Raw genomic sequence first — 20,763 nt, forward strand, 5'->3', positions numbered from 1 at the left:
TCATCACACCTGCTCGGCAAGCAGCGCGGTGCGCTTGCCTTCCGTTTCGGTTACCTCTTCGGCGGGGATGTAGAAGTCGCGTCTGTAATTGAAAGTATGGCCGATCGCGACGACGAGCATGGCGACGAAGGAGACGACGACCAGCCACCACATGTACCAGATCAGGCCGAAGGCAAGCGCGACGCTGATGCCCGACAGGATCGCGCCGGTGCCGGTATTCTTCGGCATGTGGATCGGCCGGAAGCCTTCCAGCGGACGCGCATAACCGCGGTTCTTCATGTCGTACCAGCTGTCATGATCGTGCACGACAGGCGTCAAGGCGAAGTTGTATTCCGGCGGCGGCGAGGAGGTCGACCATTCCAGCGTACGGCCATCCCAGGGATCGCCGCTGTCGTCGCGCAATTCCTCGCGCCTCATGAAGCTGACGACGATCTGGATCAGGAAGGCGGCAATGCCAAGCGCGATCAGACCGACGCCGAAGGCGGCGATGATGAACCAGATCTGTATCGACGGGTCCTCGAACTGGCTCATGCGGCGGGTGACGCCCATCAGGCCGAGGACATAGAGCGGCATGAAGGCGAACCAGAAGCCGATCTGCCAGAACCAGAAGCTCATCTTGCCCCAGAAGGGATCGAGCTTGAAGCCGAAGGCCTTGGGGAACCAGTAGTTGACGCCGGCAAACATGCCGAAAAGAACGCCGCCGATGATGACGTTGTGGAAGTGGGCGATGAGGAACAGCGAATTGTGCAGCACGAAGTCGGCAGGCGGCACGGCAAGCATGACGCCGGTCATGCCGCCGATGACGAAGGTCACCATGAAGCCGACCGTCCACAGCATCGGCACCTCATAGCGGATGCGGCCGCGATACATGGTGAAGAGCCAGTTGAACATCTTCGCCCCCGTCGGGATCGAGATGATCATCGTGGTGATGCCGAAGAAGGAGTTGACGCTGGCGCCCGAGCCCATGGTGAAGAAGTGGTGCAGCCAGACGATGTAGGAGAGAATCATGATCACGCAGGTCGCGTAGACCATCGAGGCGTAGCCGAACAGGCGTTTGCCGGAGAAGGTGGCGACGACTTCCGAGAAGATGCCGAAGGCCGGCAGTACGAGGATGTAGACCTCCGGATGACCCCAGATCCAGATGAGGTTGATGTACATCATCGGATTGCCGCCGAGGTCGTTGGTAAAGAAGTTCGTGCCGGCATAACGGTCGAGCGACAGCAGGGCGAGCGTTGCCGTCAGGATCGGGAAGGAGGCGACGATCAACACGTTGGTGCAAAGCGCCGTCCAGGTGAAGACCGGCATCTTCATGAAGGTCATGCCCGGCGCACGCATCTTGACGATGGTGGCGATCAGGTTGATGCCCGAAAGCGTCGTTCCCACACCGGCCACCTGCAGGCCCCAGATATAGTAATCGACACCGACGCCCGGACTGTAGGCAGCGCCAGACAGCGGCGGGTAGGCGAGCCAGCCGGTCTGGGCAAATTCGCCGATGAACAGCGACAGCATGATGATGATCGCGCCGGCGGTGGTCATCCAGAAGGAGAAGTTGTTGAGGAAGGGGAAGGAGACGTCGCGCGCGCCGATCTGCAGCGGCACCACGAAGTTCATCAGACCGGTGACGAAGGGCATCGCCACGAAGAAGATCATGATGACGCCGTGGGCGGTGAAGACCTGGTCGTAATGGTGCGGCGGCAGATAGCCTTCCGAACCGTTGAAGGCGATCGCCTGCTGGATGCGCATCAGGATCGCGTCGGAGAAGCCGCGCAGCAGCATGATGACGGCCAGGATCACATACATGATGCCGATCTTCTTGTGATCGACGCTGCAGATCCAGTCGCGCCAGAGCGGACCCCAGAACTTGAAATAGGTGATGATGCCGAGCACCGCGAGGGCGCCGATGACGACGCCGATGAAGGTCACCACCAGGATCGGCTCGTGGTAGGGGATGGCATCGAGGGTCAACCGGCCGAAGACGAACTTCAGGAGGTCAGGATTGGAAAACATGGAACAACCCGTTCATTATGTCTTGCGACGCAAAGCGCCAGGTTAATTGTTGTTGTTGAGCTGCGCCGGCGCCGGATCGGCGCCATTGCTCATGCCGGGCATGGAATGACCCTCATGCTGCATGTCCATGCCGGGCATGTCGTGCTGCATGCTGTTGCCGTCGGTCCGCTCGGCAGGCTCGCTGCGTGCCGGAGCCCCGGTCGCCGGCACGGTGGCGGCGGGCGCCACGATGCCTTCGTCGGCATGACGGTCGTCATATCGCAGCTTTTCGCGGTTCTCGGCACTTTCCTTGCCGCCGCCGCCCATCATGTCGATGTGCATCATCTCGTTCATGCACATCTTGCCAGGTGTGGCGCACATGTTGAGGATGGCATTGTAAAGGTCGGCATCGGCTCCGGCATAATAACGCACCGGTTCCTTCTCGCTCGGCTTCTCGAGCTTCAGATAGGCGTCGCGGTTGAGCATCGTGCCCTGCTGCTTGACCTGCGCCACCCAGGCGTCAAAGCCCGCCTGGTCGAGGCCGTGGAACTTGAAGCGCATGTGCGAGAAGCCGCTTCCGCTGTAATTGGCGGAGAAGCCTTCATATTCGCCTTGCTTGTTGATGACGGCATGCAGCTTCGTCTCCATGCCGGGCATCGCATAGATCTGGCCGGCAAGGGCAGGGATGTAGAAGGAGTTCATCACCGAGGAGGCGGTGATCTTGAAATTGATCGGCTTGTCGACCGGGGCAGCAAGTTCGTTGACGGTAGCGATGCCGAGTTCGGGATAGAAGAACAGCCACTTCCAGTCGAGCGCCACGACCTCGACGTTCAACGGCTTGGTATCGGCCGGAATGGCGCGCTCCGCATCGAGGCGGTCGAGCGGGCGGTAGGGATCGAGCTTATGGGTGGAAATCCAGGTGACGGCGCCGAGCGCGATGATGATCGCCAGCGGTGCCGCCCAGATCACGATTTCGAGACGGGTCGAATGGTGCCATTCCGGCGCGTAGGTGGCGGCCGTATTGGAGCGGCGGTAGCGCCAGGCGAAGAATAGCGTCAGGAAGATCACCGGTATGATGATCAACAGCATCAGCACCGTCGAGATGACGATGAGATCGCGCTGTTGCACGGCGATGTCGCCGGAGGGCGCCATGACCACCATGTTGCATCCTGCCAGGAAAAGCAGCGGCAAGACGGATAGAAGGCGGGAAAACTTCATGAGTTTTGGCACGTCTCTAAGCTCTTGTTGTTTCGTTTGTTCCGCGACTAACGCACTGGACCTGATAGCGACATGAGGTGTTTGGTCGCAGTGCAGCAATCATGCCGCACTGCGGCACAAATCATGTTGCACTACAGCTTTGAAATCCTGATGAAATCAAGAAGGATTTTTCGCGAGCGCATGTTCCAATCAATATATCCGTAAGAACCGGCCATGCCAGCGTTCCCATGGGAAAATCGCTGCCCGGATCACGCTATTTTTCCTGCCCACGCCTCATTTTGAGCCGCCATGACGAACTATTTACGTCTTACGGACTTGATAAGCCTGCAGGTTTGATCAAGATCAGGCTGAGGCGCCTTGGCGAAAGCGCTTCAACGAGGGAGGCGTTTCATGGCTACAACATCGAATTACGGGCCGTCATCATCGTCGCTGGAACGCGACGCGCGGCGCATTCACGACGACAAGCCGGTTTCGCCGGGCAGCATCGCCATCGGCGTGGTGATCGGCCGCATGTCGGAATTCTTCGATTTCTTCGTCTACGGCCTCGCCTCGGTCCTGGTCTTTCCACAGCTGATTTTCCCCTTCGCGCCGGACAGGCTGACGGGAACGCTCTATTCCTTCGCCATCTTCTCGCTGGCCTTCCTGGCCCGCCCCGTCGGCTCCGTCGTCTTCATGACGATCGACCGGCTGTATGGCCGTGGCACCAAGCTGACCATCGCGCTCTTCCTGCTCGGCGGCTCCACAGCATCGATCGCCTTCCTGCCGGGTTACGAGGAGATCGGCGTCTGGTCGATCGCGTTGCTTGCGCTCTTCCGTCTCGGCCAGGGCTTCGCGCTCGGCGGCGCCTGGGACGGCCTTGCCTCGCTGCTGGCGCTCAACGCACCGGCCAAGCACCGTGGCTGGTATGCGATGATCCCGCAGCTCGGCGCGCCGATCGGCTTTGCGCTGGCAAGCACGCTGTTTGGTTATTTCGTCGCCAATCTTTCCAGTGAGGATTTCCTCTCCTGGGGCTGGCGTTATCCCTTCTTCGTCGCCTTCGCGATCAACGTCGTGGCGCTGTTTGCGCGTTTGCGGCTGGTCATGACCAAGGAGTTCGGGACGCTGCTGGAGCAGCATGAGCTGGAAGCAGCACCGATCCTCGACGTGCTGCGGGTCCACGGCCGCGACATCCTGATCGGCGCCTTCGTGCCGCTCGCGAGTTTTGCCATGTTCCACCTCGTCACCATCTTCCCGCTCGGGTGGATGAGCCTTTACGGCAACCAGCCGATCGGCGCCTTTATGGTGGTGCAGGTGATCGGCGCCGCGGTCGGCATCCTCACGATCATCGCGTCTGGCCTGATCGCTGACCGTATCGGCCGGCGCGCCCAGCTTGCCATCTGCGCCGTCATCATCGCCGTCTTCAGCTTTATCGGGCCGAGCCTGATCGCATCCGGCAACAGCGGCCATGACGCTTTCGTTATCATCGGCTTCGGCGTGCTCGGTCTTTCCTTCGGCCAGGCGACCGGCTCGATCTCGTCCCGCTTCGGCCGCGGCTACCGCTATACGGGTGCCGCCTTCACCTCGGATCTGGCCTGGTTGATCGGCGCGGGTTTTGCGCCACTGGTGGCGCTCAGCCTATCCAGCCGCTTCGGCCTGACCTTCGTCGGCTATTACCTGCTTTCCGGCGCCATCTGCACGCTTGCAGCACTTGCCTTCAGCAGGGCGCTGGAACAGCGCGAATAGACGCTGTCGAACAAAAGATCTGCATGGGAAACCATGCAGGCTTTCGGTTGTAACAGCGCAGGTCCAATTGTTGAACGCGTAGCAATCCGGAATGAAATGCATATCTTGTCGGCCTGAGCGAGGATATGCCATGACAGCAGGAACCATCGATCACGCGACGCTCTCGCGTCTGGTCGAGGCGGGCGCCCTACACGCAGTCCACGTCGTCGGCAAGACCGGTGGCTGGTCCGTCGTCATCCGCTACGGCAAGGTCGAGCGCCCGCTTGCGGCCCAACGCAGCAGGCAGGTGCGCGTCTTCAAGCGCATGGATGCCTTGGTTTCTTACCTCACGAACGTCGGCATCTCGCGGTTCGACGTCGATGCGGCCGGTTACGCTCCGGAGACGGCCCTGCGGCCGGATCGGGACGCCGCTCTGCGTCTTACCCATGAGGCGGCGGAATACGACAAGTGGTTCCGCGAACAGGTCGAGGAAGCGATCCGGGAAGCCGACGATCCCAATACCGTCTGGGTTCCTCACGAGGTCGTTGAGGAAGAGATGGCGCGCGAGCGTAGCGAGTTGCTTGGCTTGCTTAAGAATGAGGGCAAGTGAGGATCATCTCGACTGAGACGGCCCGTAGAGCCAGGCAGCAGGCGACCGCATATATTGCAGCGCAAGACCGTGCGGCTGCCCTTAATGGTCTGGACGAAATTCGCGACAAACGATCCTGCTGCGGGATCATCCGGAAATGGGACGAAAAGGGCGAAGGCAGGGAACGCGCGAATTCATCATCTCTCGAACGCCGTTCCTTGTCGTCTATCGTTATCTGCCGAAGAGCGAGACGATCGAGATACTGCATTTCCTGCATGGTGCCCAGCAATGGCCGCCGAAAGGCTGAATGCGCTTTTACTGCGCCATCTGCGGCTGTTTTGCCGCCCGGGCCGCGGTTAGCTCCGCCGTGGTGTGGTTCAGGCGGTCGGCCAGCACGCGCATGATTTCCACGGCCATTTCCGGGAAATCGCTGAGCAGCTTCAAAAAGTGCTCCTTGCTGATGCGCAGCACCTCGAGCGGCGAGGTGGCGCGCACCGTTGCCGTGCGCGAGACGTCGCAGAGGATGGCGATTTCGCCGACGATGGAATTGGGTTCGACATCGGCGACCTTGATCTCGCCGGCCGGCGAGGAGACGACGATATCGGCGGTACCCGAGAGGATGACGTAAGCGGCATCACCGACATCGCCTTGATGAAAGAGGTTCTGCCCGGCGTTGTAGGTCATGCGATCAGAAGTAAAGGCCAAAAGCTTGAGCTTTGCTGGCGCAATCCTTGAAAAGATCGGCACCCTTCGCAGCATTTCGACTTCGTCTCTCAACAGCATGAGCGTTTCAATCCCCTGACGCAGGGTCCGCGGGACCGTGCGTCTTCAAAACTCCAAGGCGTTCCCCCACGGGAACACCCACTATCGCCGCCCCTATAGAATATTACGATAACAGTTCCTTGAACATCCCGTTTTTCTCGGAAAGTTCGGGATAGTTTCCGGCTTCCGCCAATCCGCCGCGGTCGAAGAGCAGGATCCGGTCGAACATCTCGGCCAGCCGGGCGTTGGAAAGCACCCAGATGATCGCCGGCCGATGGCCTTCTTCATGCAGGCCTTCGATGATGTTGCGGGTGATCTGATCTTGAACGCGCTGGTCGAGCGCCGACAGCGGCCGGTTGAAGATGAAATAGTCCGAGCGCTTCAACAGTGCGCGGGCAAGGTTCAGCTTCTGACGCTGCACCATGGTCAGGCGCTTGCCGCCGGAGCCGACGTCGAATTCGAGGCCGATCGACAGCACGTCGTCATAAAGGTCGAGCGCATCGAAGAGTTCGCCCATGATGCCGCGGATGCGCTCGGAGGCGTCGGCCTGCTGATAGGCGATGCGGCCGAAGAGCACATTGTCCATCAGGCTTGCCGACGGGGTGAAACGCTCGGCGTCGTAGCGCTCGATCAGCTCGGCGAGATCGGCCGGAATATGCTCGTGGAACTGCTTGCGGGCGCTGACGATCTTCTCCATGAGTTCGTTCGTCAGCAAGCCGAAGCGATGGCGCGGCTCGATATAGGCAAAACTCAGCCGGATGATGGCCGAACGTTCTTCCGGCGTGGCATCCTCGAAGCGGCGGCTTTGCAGCTTCTGCAGCAGCGCCTGGTAGGTCGGAATGTCGTCCGCCGTCATGAAGGTCAGCTGCTGGAAGAAAGGATGGTCCGGCGGCAGGTCGTGGAAGAGTTCCACCGCGTTTTCGGCGATCTCGAGGCCCATGGCGTAGAGGTCGGTGCTAAGCCCGGTCTCACGGAAGAGCTGCTGGAAATAGGGATGCGCGGCAAGCCTGCGGTTGGTCATCAAAGGCCGCTTCATCGTGCCGAAGAGCAGGTTCTCGCCGACCGTCGCCTGGCCGTTATAGGCGTCAAAATCGAAAGGCACGACGATCGTGTCGAGCCCCTCGTCGCGCAGCCGGTCGCGCAGCGAGGCGCGCAGCGCCACGACGTGGTCGCCGAGCGCCACATGCACGTCGGTGTTGACGGTCGAGCGCAGCGCCAGATCGAGGATGTCCTGCGAGATCAGGACGGCGTCGAGCACCGGGCGGATCGCTTTCAGAATGTCCTCGGGCCCGCTGGCGCCGGCGGCCTTGTAGTCCACCCAGTCGCTATTGAGGTCGAGCGTCGGATTGCCGGCCTTCTCCGCCTCGGCAGAATGCCATTTATACTCCAGCGCTTCCCGCTCGTCGTAAACCGGATCGGTCATCGGCGCATGTTTCAGGCCGTAGAGCAGATTGCTGGCGAGCGTGCCGTGGAAGAAGAAGGTGTCGGACGAGGCATAGGAGATCCGCCGGCCGGTGATCGATTCCGGCATGTCGAGGAGATCGCGGCCGTCGATGGTGATGCGGCCGGAGTCCGGCCAGACCATGCGGCCGAGCGCTTCGGCGAAGGCTTCCGCGCCGCTGCCGTTCGGCCCGACGATTGCCACCGTCTCGTTCGGCTTGATCTCGACGGAGACATGGTCGACGAGGCGGGCGCCGCTGTCGTCGGAAAGCGTCAGGTTGGTGACGACGAACGCGCCCGTCAGCGCCCCGACCGGGGCGGTCGCGAGTTCCTGGATGCGGCTGTCGATCAGCGGCTCGACATTGAACTGCTCGTAGACCTGCTGGTACTTCACCTGCACGTCCTGGCGCATCTGGTCCCAGTCGATCAGTTCCTTCAGCGGGCCGGGCAGGTCCTTGTAGGCGGATATGACGGCGACGAGCTGACCGATGTCGAGCCGGCCCTGCAGCGCCAGGTAGCCGCCGATCGCGTAAAACAGGAACGGCGTGACCTGGGCGAGGAAATTGTTGATGAACTTCACCAGGAACTTCCACTGGTAAAGGTCGTAGCGGATCGAGAAGATCCGGCCGAGCCGTGAGGCGATGTCGGCGCGTTCGAGGTTCGATGTGTCGTTGCCGTGGATCGTGCCGATGCCGTCGACGATTTCGCCGACGCGGCCGGAGAGCTCGCGCGCCGTCAGCTGCCGCTGGCGGCCGAGATCCAGCAGGCGCTTGCGCATGCGGGGAATGACGATCGCCTGGACGCCGACGATGCCGGCGGCGATCATGCCGAGCCAGAAATTCTGGACGATGATGAAGGCGAGCGCCGTGATCGCCTGGCCGCCGAGAAGGGCAGGGGAGACGAAGGCATCGCCGGTGAAGCCGCCCATCGGCTCCACCTCGTCCTTGATCATCGTGGCGATTTCGGCCGATTTCACCCGCTTGAAGTGAATGGGCGGAAAGCGCAGCACCCGGTCGATCAGCTCGAAGCGGATACGGCGCAGCATGCGCTCGCCGAGCCGGCCCTTATAGGTGTTGATGTAGAACTTGAAGAGGCCGTTCAGCACCACCAGCGCCAGAAATACCAGGCTGAGAGCCATCAGCATCTGGAAGCGGTTGAGCTGCAACCCTTGAAAGAATTCGACATGGCCGATCAGCGGCAGGTCGTAGGCAATGTGCATGAAGGTCTGCGTTGCGCCCGGACCTTCGAAGCCGTCACCCTGGATCGGTCCGTTGACGATCTGCTTCGGCAGGTCGAAGGACAGGAAATAGGGCACCATCGAGGCGGCGACGACAGCCAGAATCCACAGCTGCTGCAGCCGCGTGTTCTTCCAGATGTAGCGGGCGAGGCTTTTTTCCATGGCTAACCGTCAGCTTGCTGGGAAATTCCGGGGGCGCGATCCGGGCGCCGGGACGGGAAGGAATTTTGAGAACAGGATCATGCAGCCGGACCGCCGATATCGCAATGAAAACAAGGCGAAGCGACCGGCTGCAAAAATGCCGATTCTCGCCGGAACTTTGCTTATATCACAGGAATTTTGGATTAGGCGAGGGATTCGGCAATCATGGAGCGAATGATGCCGGCGGTTTTCTCCGCCCCGTCGAGGTCGAGCAAGACCGGCCCCCGGCGCGGTGCGGCGAGCGCCTTTTCGACCGCCTCTTTCACATGGCCCGACGTCAGTCCGTCTTCCGGCAGGATATCGGCGAGGCCGAGCGCCTGCAGCCGTTCGGCGCGCACCGTCTGCTCGGTCTCGCCGCCGGCGACGAAGGGGATGAGGATCGCCCGGCATTCGGTGCGAAGCAGGTCGCCGACGGTGTTGTAGCCTGCCTGCGAGATCGACACCTTGGCACCGCGCAGCAGCGAGGGAAAATCCTTGCGGAAGCGCACCAGCGTCACATTCGGGCCCACGTCCTCAGACAGCGCGGCGAAATCGGCCTCCGGCAGGTTCGGGCCTGATACCAGCAGCCAGCGAAGATTGCCCGGCAGCAGCGCTGCCGCCTCTTTGGCCGCGCCGATCAGTGCGGCGCCGACCGCACCGCCGCCCGCCGAGGCGATGATGTCGAATGTCTCGGTCGGTTCCGGCGCCGGCGGAGCTGCGACGAGGCCGGTATAACGCAGCCTGTCGGCGATCTCGGATGTCAGCGGAAAGGTGTCCTCGAGCCTGACGAAACCGGGATCGCCGTGGACGAGCACGGCATCGAAATGATCCTTGACCAGCGTGACGGTTTCCGCGTCGCGGCCGGGCTTGCGGTTTTCCTGCAGGATGTCGCGCACCGAGCTTACGAGTTTCGGCCTGGGTTCGGCCTTGTCGATCGCCTCGAGCAAGGGCAGCAGTTCGAAGCGCATCTGTCTTCGGCCGAAGGGGAAGGCTTCGATGATGACGACATCCGGCCTTGCGGCGTTGAAGGCGTCAAGCAGCAGCTGGCGGCGTGTCTTGAGGAAATCCTCGCCGGCCGGCCGGCCCTCGGCATCGGCGAGGCCGGAAAAACCAGCATTGCTGGCGACGACCGCCGGCAGGGCCACGGTCTTCACGCCTTCGCCCGGAAAGCCCGGCACCGGCAGGCCGCCGGTCACGACAGTCACATCAAAACCGTCCTTGACCAGAGCATTGGCGATGCGGCTGGCGCGGGCTATATGGCCGATGCCGAGCAGATGCTGGACGTAGAAGAAAATACGCGGTGCCGTCATGACGCCTTCTGCCATTCGGCCTCGAACAGGCCGGTGAGCTGTCTGATGCTGGAGTGATAATCGAAATATTCGCGCACCTGGCTTTCGGCGGCGTCGCCGAGGCGCTTGCGCAGTTCAGGATCGCGGATCGCTGCTTCCAGCGCTCTGGCCAGCAGCGCCGGATCCTCCGGCGGCACGACGAGGCCGTTTTCACCGTTCTTCAGGAGCTCGGGCACCCCCGATACTTCGGTCGAGAGGCAGACGAGCCGCTGGCTCGAGGCCTCGACCAGGACGTTCGGCAGGCCGTCGCGGTCGCCGTTGGCGGCGATACGGCAGGCAAGCGCGAAGAGGTCGGCGCGGCGGTAATGATCGAGCACGTCTTCCTGAGCCAAGGCGCCCTTCCAGACGATGCGGCCGGAGATGCCGAGTTCGGTGGCGAGCGCCTTCAATTTGGCAAGCTCCTCGCCGCCGCCGATATGGTCCATGCGCCAGTGAAGGTCGGCGGGCAGCAACGCCAGCGCGCGCAGCAGCACGTCGTAACCCTTCTTCTCGACGGCGCGGCCGACGCTGAGGATGAAGGCCGGATCGTCGGGGTCGCCGCCGGTGCGGTCCGAGCGCTCGCCGGCAAAATGGCCGAAACGGGCGAGATCGAGACCGTGGTAACTCAAGTGCACGGCCTCCCTGCGCGATGTCAGGGTGCGCATATGGTCGTAGCCCGTCCTGGTGCAGGTGACGGTCCAGCGGGCGCTGCCGAGTTTCTCGTTCAGCTCCCAGTCTGGCGATGTCCATATGTCCTTGGCATGCGCCGAACAGGTCCAGGGGGTGCCGGTCAGGATGCTCGCATATTCCGTCACCGAAGCCGGCGTGTGAATGAAATGGGCATGCAGCCATTCGCCCTCGTCCGGCCATTCGCGCGCGAGCACCAGCGCCTGGCCGAGCCGGCGGAGGCGATTGCGGGAGATGTCGCGCTTGAGGTCGGCGAGGAAGCGCTTCATCAGCGCCTTGAAGCCTGGTTTGGAGAAACCGGCGATGAGGCCTTTCAGCACGCGGATCGGCTCCTCGTGCAGATATTCCGGCAGATAGACGACGCGCGCCCGGATCTCGTCATGGACGGGATGGCGCTTCTTGTCGGTCGGCCGGCGCATCGAAATCAGGGTGAGGTCGAAGCCGGCCTTTTCGAGGCCGAGCAGCTCTTGGGCGATGAAGGTTTCGGAAAGGCGGGGATAGCCTTTCAGCACGACGAGGATCTTGCGGCGTGGCGGCAAGGCTGTGCCCTATTCCGCGCCGACGAGGGAAAGGTGGCTGCCGCGGCCGTCGATCCAGCGGCCGACGGTCTGCGAGATATGGTCCAGTCCTTCGAGACGCATATTGCCGCCGCTCTTCGACGGTGGCTGGCGCAAGGGCAGGCGCTTCAGCGCTTCGGCCATGATTGTGGGGTCGACCGACTGGTCCGGCAGCAGCATGTCGACGAGGCCGAGCTCGCTTGCCCGCTGGGCGCGCAGCAGCTGCTCCTCGCGCGGCTTGACGCGCGGCACGATGAGGGCTGGCTTGTCGAAGGAGAGGATCTCGCAATAGGTGTTGTAGCCGCCCATGGCGACGACGCCGGTGGCGCCGTCGATCAGCTCTTCCATGTGGTTATCGAACTCGATCACCTCGATATAGGGGATCGCTTCTCCCTTCTGAACCAGCTTGGCCCGCTCGGCGGCCGGCATATAGGGACCGAGCACGACGAGCGCCTTCTGCGTCAGCGTCGGGTCGGCCTCATAGGCGTTCATGACGTCGTGGACGAGATCGGAGCCGTCGCCGCCGCCGCCTGTCGTGACGAGGATGTAATTATCCTTGCGGGCGTTGATCGAGGTCTTGCCCCTGGAGACGCTGCGTTGCAGGAAGCCGACGAAATCCATCTTCCGGCGCAGGCTTTGCGGCACGTCGAGGCCGATCAGCGGATCGTAGAATTCCGGCGGACCGTACACCCAGACGCTGTCGTAATACTGGTCGATCTTCTGCATGATGCTGTTCTTCTTCCACTCGGCCTCGAGCAGATGCGGCGCATCCATGATCTCGCGCAGGCCGAGCACCAGGACGGTGCCGCGGGCCTTGAGATAGGCCAGCGTATCCTCGACCTCGCCCTTCAGTCCCATCGGTTCCTTGTCGACGATGAAGATATCGGGCTGGAAGGTCTCGGCCGTGTGGCGAATGCTCGACTCTCGCATCTTCAGCGTCTCGTGCAGGTCGATATGGCTGGCGAGCGAGGTATATTCACCGTTGCGGAGCTTGATGACGCTCGGGATCTTCACGAAGTCGACACGGGCGCGGTAGTCGAAGGCGCCGGCGATCGTGGCACCCGAAATGATCAGAATATTGAGGCCGCGATAATCCTCGACCAGCGCATGGGCGATGGCGCGACAGCGGCGCAGATGGCCGAGACCGAAAGTGTCGTGGCTGTACATGAGGATGCGCGCATCTTCGAGACGTCTGGACATGGGCATCCCTTCTGGGGTCAGCAACATAGTTAGTAACCCCACCGTCCGGAGGCCAAGAGGTGGGGGCGGTGCCATGATGCGCCGCCGCGTTTCCTGCTATTTGTAGGGATCTGCCGCATCACGCAAGCCGTCTCCCAGAAAGTTGAACGCCAAAATGACAAGAACAACAGGAATGATCGGATAGAGCAGCCACGGATAGAAGGCGATGACGCTGACGCTTTTTGCCTCGGTCAGCAGAATGCCCCAGCTGGTGATCGGCGGACGAAGGCCGAGGCCGAGGAAGGAGAGCGCGGTCTCCCCAAGGATCATCCCGGGGATGGAAATCGTCGCCGACGCAATGAGATGCGACATGAAGCCCGGCACCAGATGCCGGCCGATGATGCGCGGCGTGCTGGCGCCCATCAGCTGTGCGGCCTGGACATAATCCTCCTCGCGCAGCGCCAGGAGTTTGGAGCGCACGGCACGCGCGAGCCCCGTCCAGTCGATGATGCCGAGGATGACGGTGATGCCGAAATAGATGACGATCGGGCTCCACGTCACCGGCATGATGGCGGCCAGCGCCATCCACAGCGGCAGGCTCGGCAGCGATTGCAGCACTTCGATCAGGCGCTGGACGATGAGATCGAAAATGCCGCCGCGATAGCCGGCAAGGCCACCGATGACGATGCCGAGCACGAAGCTGATCGAAATGCCGATCAGACCGATCGTCAGCGATATGCGCGCGCCGTAGAGGATGCGCGACAGCACGTCGCGGCCGAGCCGGTCGGTGCCAAGCAGGAACATCTGGCCGCCGATCGCCGGGCAGACGAGATGATAATTCGAGGCAACAACGCCCCAGAATTTGTAGCCATCGCCGCGGCAGAAGAAGCGGATCGGCTGCACGTCGTTCGGCCTGTCGCTATAGACACGGTGTAGCGTGTCTAGATCGAGCGTCATGCTCCGGCCGTAGACGAAGGGACCGACGAAGCTGCCCTTGTCGAAGAAGTGGATGGGTTGCGGCGGCGCATGGATGAAATCGACATTGCGCGTGTGCAGGCCGTAGGGCGCCAGGAACTCGACGATCAGGATCATCAGGTAGACGGCGGCGAGAAAGATGCCGGAGATCAAGGCCAGCTTGTGCTGCTTGAACTTCCACCACATCAGCTGCTTCTGCGAAGCGAGATGGATGCGCGATTGCGCCGACGTCATGCTTTCGGTCGCAAGCGGATCGAAAGGCGCGGTCGAGACGTAGTGCGGAAGCGGCGCTCCGGGTGCGGGAAGGGGCGACATTATTTGGTGCTCCTGCCTTGCAGACGGATGCGGGGATCAAGGAAGCCGAGCGCGATGTCGGAGATCAGCACGCCGATGACATTGAGGAAGGCCAGGAACATCAGGAAGGAGCCGGCGAGATACATGTCCTGGCTCTGCAACGCCTTGATGAGCATCGGCCCCGTCGTCTCCAGCGACAGCACGATCGCGACGATCTCGGCGCCCGAGATGATCGACGGCAGGATCGAGCCGATATCGGCGACGAAGAAGTTGAGCGCCATGCGCAGCGGATATTTGACCAGCGCCTTCAGCGGCGGCAGGCCCTTGGCGCGGGCGGTGACGACATATTGCTTCTGCATCTCGTCGAGGAGGTTGGCGCGCAGCCGCCGGATCATGCCGGCCGTGCCGGCCGTGCCGACGATGATGACCGGGATCCACAGGTGAGAGAGGATCGACCGCGCCTTCTCCCAGCTCATCGGCGCCGAAATATATTGCTGGTCCATCAGATGGCCGATCGAGATGCCGAACCAGATATTGGCGAAATACATCAGGATCAGAGCAAGCATGAAGTTCGGAATGGCGATGCCCATCAGGCCGAGGAACGTCAGCCCGTAATCACCCCAGCTGTACTGGTGCGTGGCCGAATAGATGCCGATCGGAAAGGCGATCAGCCAGGTGAGCAGGATCGTCGTGAAGGAGACGAGCATCGTCAGCCACAGACGATCGCCGACCACGTCGGAGACCGGCAGCTGGTATTCGAAGGAATAGCCGAAATCGCCGTGCAGCATGCCGCCGACCCAATAGAAATAGCGCACGATTTCCGGCTTGTCGAAGCCGTATTGCTGGCGCATCTCCTCGATTTCCTGGAGGTTGGCGGTCTCGCCGGAGGCACGCAGCTCGGCGATCTGGCTCTCGAAGAAGTCGCCGGGCGGCAGCTCGATGATGGTGAAAACCAGCGCTGAAATGACGAAGAGCGTCGGCACCATGGCGGCGATGCGCCAGAGAATGTATCTGAGCACGCCTCAGGCCTCCTTGTACCAGAATGCATCCGGCATGTAGACGCCGAGATAGGAGGTTGGATCGAAGCCGTAGAGCGCTTTCTCCGGCAGGTTCTGCAGCTTGGCGGCGCGAAGGATCGGCTGCAGCGTGCTGTTGATGAGGCCGATCGAGAAGACCTGCTGCGTATAGAGCGCCAGCATCTTGTGCCAGATCACCTGGCGCTCCTCGAATTTCGCCGTCGAGCCCCATTGGCTGAGCAGCTCGACCATTTCCGCAGCCTCAGGCAGATCCGGTGCGACGCCCTCCTGGCCGGCGGAGAGGTAATGCATGCCCCAGAGCGGCCATTGCAGCTGATCGTCGAGCGTCGGCGCAAGGCCGGCCGGCGACATGTCGGCCGTCGGCACGCCATTGTCGAGGCCGTACCAGATCGACATCATGATCGAACCGCTCATGGCGCGGTTGCGGAACACGTCGCGCTGCGAGGTGCGGGTATAGAGCGCCAGGCCGATATTGGCCCAGTGATCGTGCACCAGTTCCAGCACGTCGGTATCGAGATTGCTCTCGCCGGCGGTCTCGACGGTGATCTCGGCGCGACGCCCGTCCGGCAGGAGCCGGATGCCGTCGTCGCCGCGTTTGGTCAAGCCGAGTTCGTCGAGCAGGCGGTTGGCCTCGTCGGGATCGAACTTCACGAAGGCGTCGGCATATTCCTGCTTGAAGAGCGGGCTGTCGGGCAGGACCGTATCGGCGCTTGGCGTGCCGAGGCCGTAGAAGGCGACCATGTTGATCTCGTGCCGGTCGATCGCCAGCGACAGCGCCCGGCGCAGGCGCACGTCGCGGAAAAGGCCGCGCCACACCTCGTCGGCGCAGTTGAGGTTCGGCAGCAGCGTAATGCGCGAGCCGCGCGCGAGCTTCCAGAGATTGACCTTCACCGGGAAGCGCTTTTCTGCCTCCTTCAGGAAGGTGTAGTCGTTGAAATCGATGCCGGTCACCTGCAGGTCGGCCTCACCTGCACCCGCCTTGGCGGCGATGATCGAGGAGGAGGAGACGTTGAGGATGAAACGGTCGAGATAGGGAAGCTGCCTGCCGGTCTCGTCGATGCGGTGGAAGAACGGGTTGCGCTCGAAGACGAACTGCTCCGACGGCAGCGGCGTCGTATTGCGCCAGGGATCGAGCGTCGGCAGGTTCGGATTTTCCGGACGGTAGGAGCGCGCCATCTTGATGTGCAGATCCTGCCATTTCTTGACGCGGTAGGTCTTCATCAGCTCGTCCATCTTCGCCTGGTCCGGCTGAAATTCCTTGTGGAACTGCTTGAGGTAATGACCGGGACCGAAGATAACGAGCGGCTGCGGGCCTGCCAATGTCGGCAGGAACATCGGGTTGGGTTTTTCCCAGGTGTAGCGCACGGTCAGCGGATCGAGCACCTCGAAGCGCGGCAGGCTGCCGTGCGGACGAAGCTCCAGCGCGCCGCCGCCGGGCGTCAGCTTGTCGTTCAGGATGACGTCTTCCCACCAGTAGCGGAAATCGTCGGCCGTGAACGGCTGGCCATCGGACCATTTATGGCCCTCGCGCAGCGTGAAGGTAAAGACCGTGTCGTCCTCGGACTGGAAACCGGCCAGGATGTCCGGCTGGAACTGCAGGTGCTTGTTGTAGCCGATCAGGCGGGCATAGCCGTAGATCGTCATGAAGCGGATGTCGCGCTGGCTGCCTATGATAGTGCGCACCGTGCCGCCGTAGGCACCGGGTTCGAGCCCCATCTCCTTCAGGTTGACGATGCGCGGGCGCACGGGAATGCGATCGGCCATCGGCGGCAGGCTGCCCGATGTCAGCCGTTCCTTCAGAAATTCCGGCTCGCCGACCTGTCCGGCGCGAAGCACCGCGGGCGCGATCGCTGCGCCGACGAGGCCGCCGAGAAACGTGCGACGCGTCACCATCAGCGCAACTCCTTGGCATTGGCGCCTTTGCGGGCGCGCACCAGATGACCGTCGCCGAGGTCGGCATAGGCAAGTTCGGACGCGTCGTCATGTTCGGCGGTGAAGGTCACCCCCCAGTTCTGCTTGTCGGCGGCGCCGTTTTCCCTGAGCGCCTTGAAATCGAGCGGCCGGTCGAGATCGGGGAAGGGGACGGCGGCGAGCAGCGATTTCGTATAGGGGTGCACCGGATCACGCAGGATGATTTCGCGCGGCGCAATCTCGACGATGCGGCCCTTGCACATCACCGCGATCCGGTCGGCCATGTAATCGACGACGGCGAGATTGTGCGAAATGAACAGATAGGTAAGCCCCAGTTCCTTCTGCAGGTCCTTCAACAGGTTTAGGATCTGTGCCTGCACGGAGACGTCGAGCGCCGAGACCGGCTCGTCGAGGATGACGAGCTTGGGGCCGAGCGCAAGTGCGCGGGCAATCCCGATGCGCTGGCGCTGGCCGCCGGAAAAACTGTGCGGATAGCGGCTGAGATAACGCTTGTCGAGGCCGATTGCCGCCATCAATCCTTCGACCTTGCGCTTGCGCTCGTCGCTGTCGCCGCGGTCATGGATCTCGAGCGGTTCACTCAGGATGTTGCGCACCGTCATGCGCGGCGAGAGCGAGGAGACCGGGTCCTGGAACACCATCTGGATCTTGGTCCGCATGTCCTGCAGCTCCGAGCCTTTGACGGCAAGCACGTCGACGACTTCCTTGCCGTCGTTGAACACCACCGCGCCGCTGTCCGGCGTGATGGCGCGCATCAGGATCTTGCTGAGCGTGGTCTTGCCGCAACCGGACTCGCCCACCAGGCCGAGACATTCGCCGCGGCGGATGTCGAAGCTGACGTCGTCGACGGCGCGCAGGACGGTGGCTTCGTGCTTGCCGAAGAAACTGCGCTTGCGCGTCTTGTAGGTCTTCGAGAGATTGGCGACGGAAAGCAGGATGCCCGGCGCCTCTGCCTGGAGCGGCTTCTTCTTGCCGACCAGGGACTCGAGATTGACCGTTACCTCGCGCAACGCTTTCAGCCGCTCGCCGGGTTTCATGTCGAAATGCGGAACGGCGGCCATCAGGCCCTTGAGATAGGGATGCTGCGGATTGCGGAAGATATCCTCGACCGGTCCTGCTTCCATGATCTCGCCGTGATAGATGACGACCACCTCGTCGGCCATGTTGGCGACGATGCCGAGATCGTGGGTGATGAGCAGCATCGCCATGCCGAGCTTGGCCTGCAGCTCGCGAAGCAGCTCCAGGATCTGCGCCTGGATCGTCACGTCGAGCGCTGTCGTCGGTTCATCGGCGATCAACAGCGCCGGCTTGCAGATCAGCGCCATGGCGATCATCGCGCGCTGGCGCATGCCGCCCGACAGTTCGAACGGATACATGTCGTAGGTGCGATGTGGATTGGAGAAGCCGACCAGGCCAAGCATCTCCTCGGTCTTTTCGCGCGCCTCCTGCTTGTCGGCTTTGGTATGGATCAGCAGCACTTCGCTGATCTGATTGCCGATCGTATGCAGCGGCGAGAGCGAGGTCATCGGCTCCTGGAAGATCGTCGCCATGCGCCGGCCGCGCAGGTCGCGCATTTCCTCGCTATCACGCGGATAGGACAGGATATCGGTCGTGCTGTTGTCGAGCGGATCGGTGAAAAGGATGCTGCCCGAGGCCTTGGCCGGATTGGGCAGAATGCCCATGATCGACTGGCTGATCACCGATTTTCCCGAGCCGGATTCACCGACGAGAGCGGTGACCTTGCCTGGAAGAATGCGAAGATTGGCTTGTTTTACGACGCGTAGCCGGTCACCGAAAACCGAAAAGGAGACGTCGAGATTTTCAATACGCAACAGATCCGCTGCAGACGCCATACCAATGAAATTCCCCAGTCTTCTATGTTCCCGTTAAGGCACACTATCGTACCGCAAACAGGGTGTCTAGCTGATGACAATCATAGATAAACCAGCATGTCCCGCCGAAGTTCCCCGGGCGAGACGCGCAGATTATAACAGGGGTTGTAAGCTCTTACTGGATGAATTTCTCCATGCTGGTGCGCTTGACCTGATTCTTGGCGTCGCGATGCAGGAGAATGACCTGCTCGGCCTCTGAAAGTCCGTTCTGCACGGCCTCGCGGAAGCTCTCGTCGACGTTGATTGCCGGTGCCGGCGCGCGCGGCTGCAGCACGGTCACCTTCTGGCGGATGCCCCGCAGCTTCTCTTCGCCCAGCGTCGTCCATTCGCCGCCGCAATAGCCGGCGAAGGCCTGGCTGGCGACGACCTCGCGGCCGTATTTCTTGGTCAGGATCTGCAGACGCTGCACCTCGTTGACCGCCGAGCCGAAGGCGGAGAAGGTCAGCCGGTCCTTGAGGCCGACATTGCCGAACATGACGTTGCCGACATGCAGGCCGATGCCGTAGCCGATCCTGCTCAGGCCCTTCTGCTCGCGGTCCCTGTTGAGTTCGGCCACCCGTGCCTGTGCCTGATGGACGGCCGAAAGAGCCGCCTCGCAGGCAATTTTCGATGGGTCCTTGTGGCGTCCGCAAGGATAGACTGCAAGGAAGCCGTCGCCGAGGAAGCTCAGGATCTCGCCGCCATTGCGGTTGAACGGGGCGGCGATCGCGTCGAAGAACTGGTTCAGCGTGTCGATATAGGCCTGCCGGCCTTCCTTTTCGGCATACATGGTGGATTCGCGCATGTCGCCCATGACGAGGGCCGCGCGGATCGTCTCACCGTCGCCGCGGCGGATCTGGCCGTTCAGCACCCGCTTGCCGGCGTCGCCGCCGAGATAGGTGGTCAGCATGTTGTTGGCGAGCTTGCCGAGCACGGCCATCTTGGCGGCGACCGCCAGATGGTTCTGCATCCTGAGCAGCGCATCGATCATGTCGTCGGAAAAGCCGGTATTATGGTCCGTCGACCAGGAACCCATCATGCCCTGCACCGAGCCGTCGCCGAAGGGCTGCACGAAGGCCAGGTAATCGGTGATGCTGTCCTTGCGCAGGTCTTCGAAGATCGGAAATTCGTTCGGCCCTTCCTGTATCAGCCGGCGGCGGATGTGCTGCAGATTATTGTCGAGCAGGTAATAATAGGGGCTTTGCAGGAAGCGGTCCGGCTTCTGCCCGGCGGGCATGCGGAAGCCCTCGATGGTGACGCCACTGGCGCGCCGCCAGGTGAAGCTGAGCGCGTCATAGAGCGGATGAAGCATCGAAAAGGAAAGATGAACGCGCGCAAGTGGCAGGCCCGCCGCAGTGAGCCTTTCGCAGAAACCGCGCACGATGTTTTCAAGCTCGTCTCCGGCCAGCGAAGAGTTCGTCAGCCATTCAGCGACCCTGTCCAACAGGATGGAGGACACGCTGGATTCGATCGTGCTCATTCTCGGTATGATCCTCATAAGGCACGCCATCCCCAAGAGCCAAACGTCCCTCGGCCGGCACATTTGTGATGTGCAGGTCACAAGGAAATCAGGATGTACGAGCGGTATTATTGTGTCAACGATCTGCCAAAAGCCCGGCAGCGGCGCCCCTCAGCTCCCCATGGCGGGATCGGACGGGTAGTCCTTTCGCGGTGGTTCATTATCAAAAGTCAAAATAGGGATGCTGCAAATGCGAAACAATGGGATCAGCATTTTTTTGTGCGCTGGAGTTGCAGCAAACGGCGTGGCCTGAGTCATTTCCGCCACACCCGGA

At 61.9% G+C, this 20,763-nt stretch carries 14 protein-coding genes and 1 pseudogene; 3 read left to right on the plus strand and 12 right to left on the minus strand.

Features of this window, described 5'->3' with window-relative positions:
• Window positions 1-3: 3 nt before the first annotated feature.
• A complete protein-coding gene (gene cyoB, locus A6U98_RS31640; RefSeq protein ID WP_064655125.1) occupies window positions 4-2,007 on the minus strand; it encodes a cytochrome o ubiquinol oxidase subunit I in 2,004 nt (667 codons plus the stop codon).
• Window positions 2,008-2,049: 42 nt separating this feature from the next.
• Entirely contained in the window at window positions 2,050-3,216 is a 1,167-nt protein-coding gene (gene cyoA / locus A6U98_RS31645) for a ubiquinol oxidase subunit II (protein WP_156667911.1), read from the minus strand.
• A gap of 378 nt (window positions 3,217-3,594) precedes the next feature.
• Here cyoA and A6U98_RS31650 point away from each other — a divergent pair, with 378 nt between their 5' ends.
• From A6U98_RS31650 to A6U98_RS31660, 3 genes and pseudogenes are all read left to right on the plus strand, one after another.
• On the plus strand, window positions 3,595-4,926 hold the full coding sequence (locus A6U98_RS31650) for an MFS transporter (protein WP_064655127.1): 1,332 nt from the start codon (window positions 3,595-3,597) through the stop codon (window positions 4,924-4,926).
• Between the two features lie 130 nt (window positions 4,927-5,056).
• The gene (locus A6U98_RS31655; protein WP_064655129.1) at window positions 5,057-5,515 is read left to right on the plus strand and encodes a hypothetical protein; all 459 of its coding nucleotides are present in this window, start codon (window positions 5,057-5,059) and stop codon (window positions 5,513-5,515) included.
• Window positions 5,512-5,801 (plus strand): annotated as a pseudogene (locus tag A6U98_RS31660) (type II toxin-antitoxin system RelE/ParE family toxin). Before A6U98_RS31655 ends, A6U98_RS31660 begins: the two are co-directional and overlap by 4 nt.
• An 8-nt stretch (window positions 5,802-5,809) precedes the next feature.
• Here A6U98_RS31660 and A6U98_RS31665 read toward each other — a convergent pair.
• The 10 genes from A6U98_RS31665 to A6U98_RS31710 all read right to left on the minus strand — a co-directional run bounded on the left by A6U98_RS31665 (window position 5,810) and on the right by A6U98_RS31710 (window position 20,450).
• A complete protein-coding gene (locus A6U98_RS31665) occupies window positions 5,810-6,277 on the minus strand; it encodes a cyclic nucleotide-binding domain-containing protein (RefSeq protein ID WP_024321680.1) in 468 nt (155 codons plus the stop codon).
• 103 nt (window positions 6,278-6,380) lie between these two features.
• A complete protein-coding gene (locus A6U98_RS31670) occupies window positions 6,381-9,095 on the minus strand; it encodes an ABC transporter transmembrane domain-containing protein (protein ID WP_064655132.1) in 2,715 nt (904 codons plus the stop codon).
• Between the two features lie 182 nt (window positions 9,096-9,277).
• Window positions 9,278-10,423, minus strand: a complete 1,146-nt coding sequence (locus A6U98_RS31675; protein WP_064655355.1) for a glycosyltransferase — start codon at window positions 10,421-10,423, stop codon at window positions 9,278-9,280.
• Window positions 10,420-11,667, minus strand: coding sequence for a glycosyltransferase (locus A6U98_RS31680; protein WP_064655134.1), 1,248 nt, complete (start codon window positions 11,665-11,667; stop codon window positions 10,420-10,422). Before A6U98_RS31680 ends, A6U98_RS31675 begins: the two co-directional genes overlap by 4 nt.
• A 9-nt stretch (window positions 11,668-11,676) precedes the next feature.
• Entirely contained in the window at window positions 11,677-12,885 is a 1,209-nt protein-coding gene (locus A6U98_RS31685; RefSeq protein ID WP_064655136.1) for a glycosyltransferase family protein, read from the minus strand.
• 96 nt (window positions 12,886-12,981) lie between these two features.
• Window positions 12,982-14,154 carry an ABC transporter permease gene (locus A6U98_RS31690; protein ID WP_064655138.1) on the minus strand — a complete coding sequence of 391 codons (1,173 nt, stop codon included), beginning with the start codon at window positions 14,152-14,154 and terminating at the stop codon, window positions 12,982-12,984.
• Window positions 14,154-15,152, minus strand: a complete 999-nt coding sequence (locus A6U98_RS31695; RefSeq protein ID WP_018448785.1) for an ABC transporter permease — start codon at window positions 15,150-15,152, stop codon at window positions 14,154-14,156. Before A6U98_RS31695 ends, A6U98_RS31690 begins: the two co-directional genes overlap by 1 nt.
• Before the next feature lie 3 nt (window positions 15,153-15,155).
• On the minus strand, window positions 15,156-17,063 hold the full coding sequence (locus A6U98_RS31700) for an ABC transporter substrate-binding protein (RefSeq protein WP_064655139.1): 1,908 nt from the start codon (window positions 17,061-17,063) through the stop codon (window positions 15,156-15,158).
• Entirely contained in the window at window positions 17,063-18,952 is a 1,890-nt protein-coding gene (locus tag A6U98_RS31705) for an ABC transporter ATP-binding protein (protein WP_064655142.1), read from the minus strand. The genes A6U98_RS31700 and A6U98_RS31705 overlap by 1 nt, the downstream gene beginning before the upstream one ends.
• Window positions 18,953-19,106: 154 nt before the next feature.
• On the minus strand, window positions 19,107-20,450 hold the full coding sequence (locus tag A6U98_RS31710) for an adenylate/guanylate cyclase domain-containing protein (RefSeq protein WP_064655144.1): 1,344 nt from the start codon (window positions 20,448-20,450) through the stop codon (window positions 19,107-19,109).
• Window positions 20,451-20,763 lie beyond the last annotated feature (313 nt).

Origin of the sequence: Rhizobium sp. WYCCWR10014, assembly GCF_001657485.1 — a bacterium.
In the GTDB taxonomy this organism is placed as follows: Bacteria; Pseudomonadota; Alphaproteobacteria; order Rhizobiales; family Rhizobiaceae; genus Rhizobium.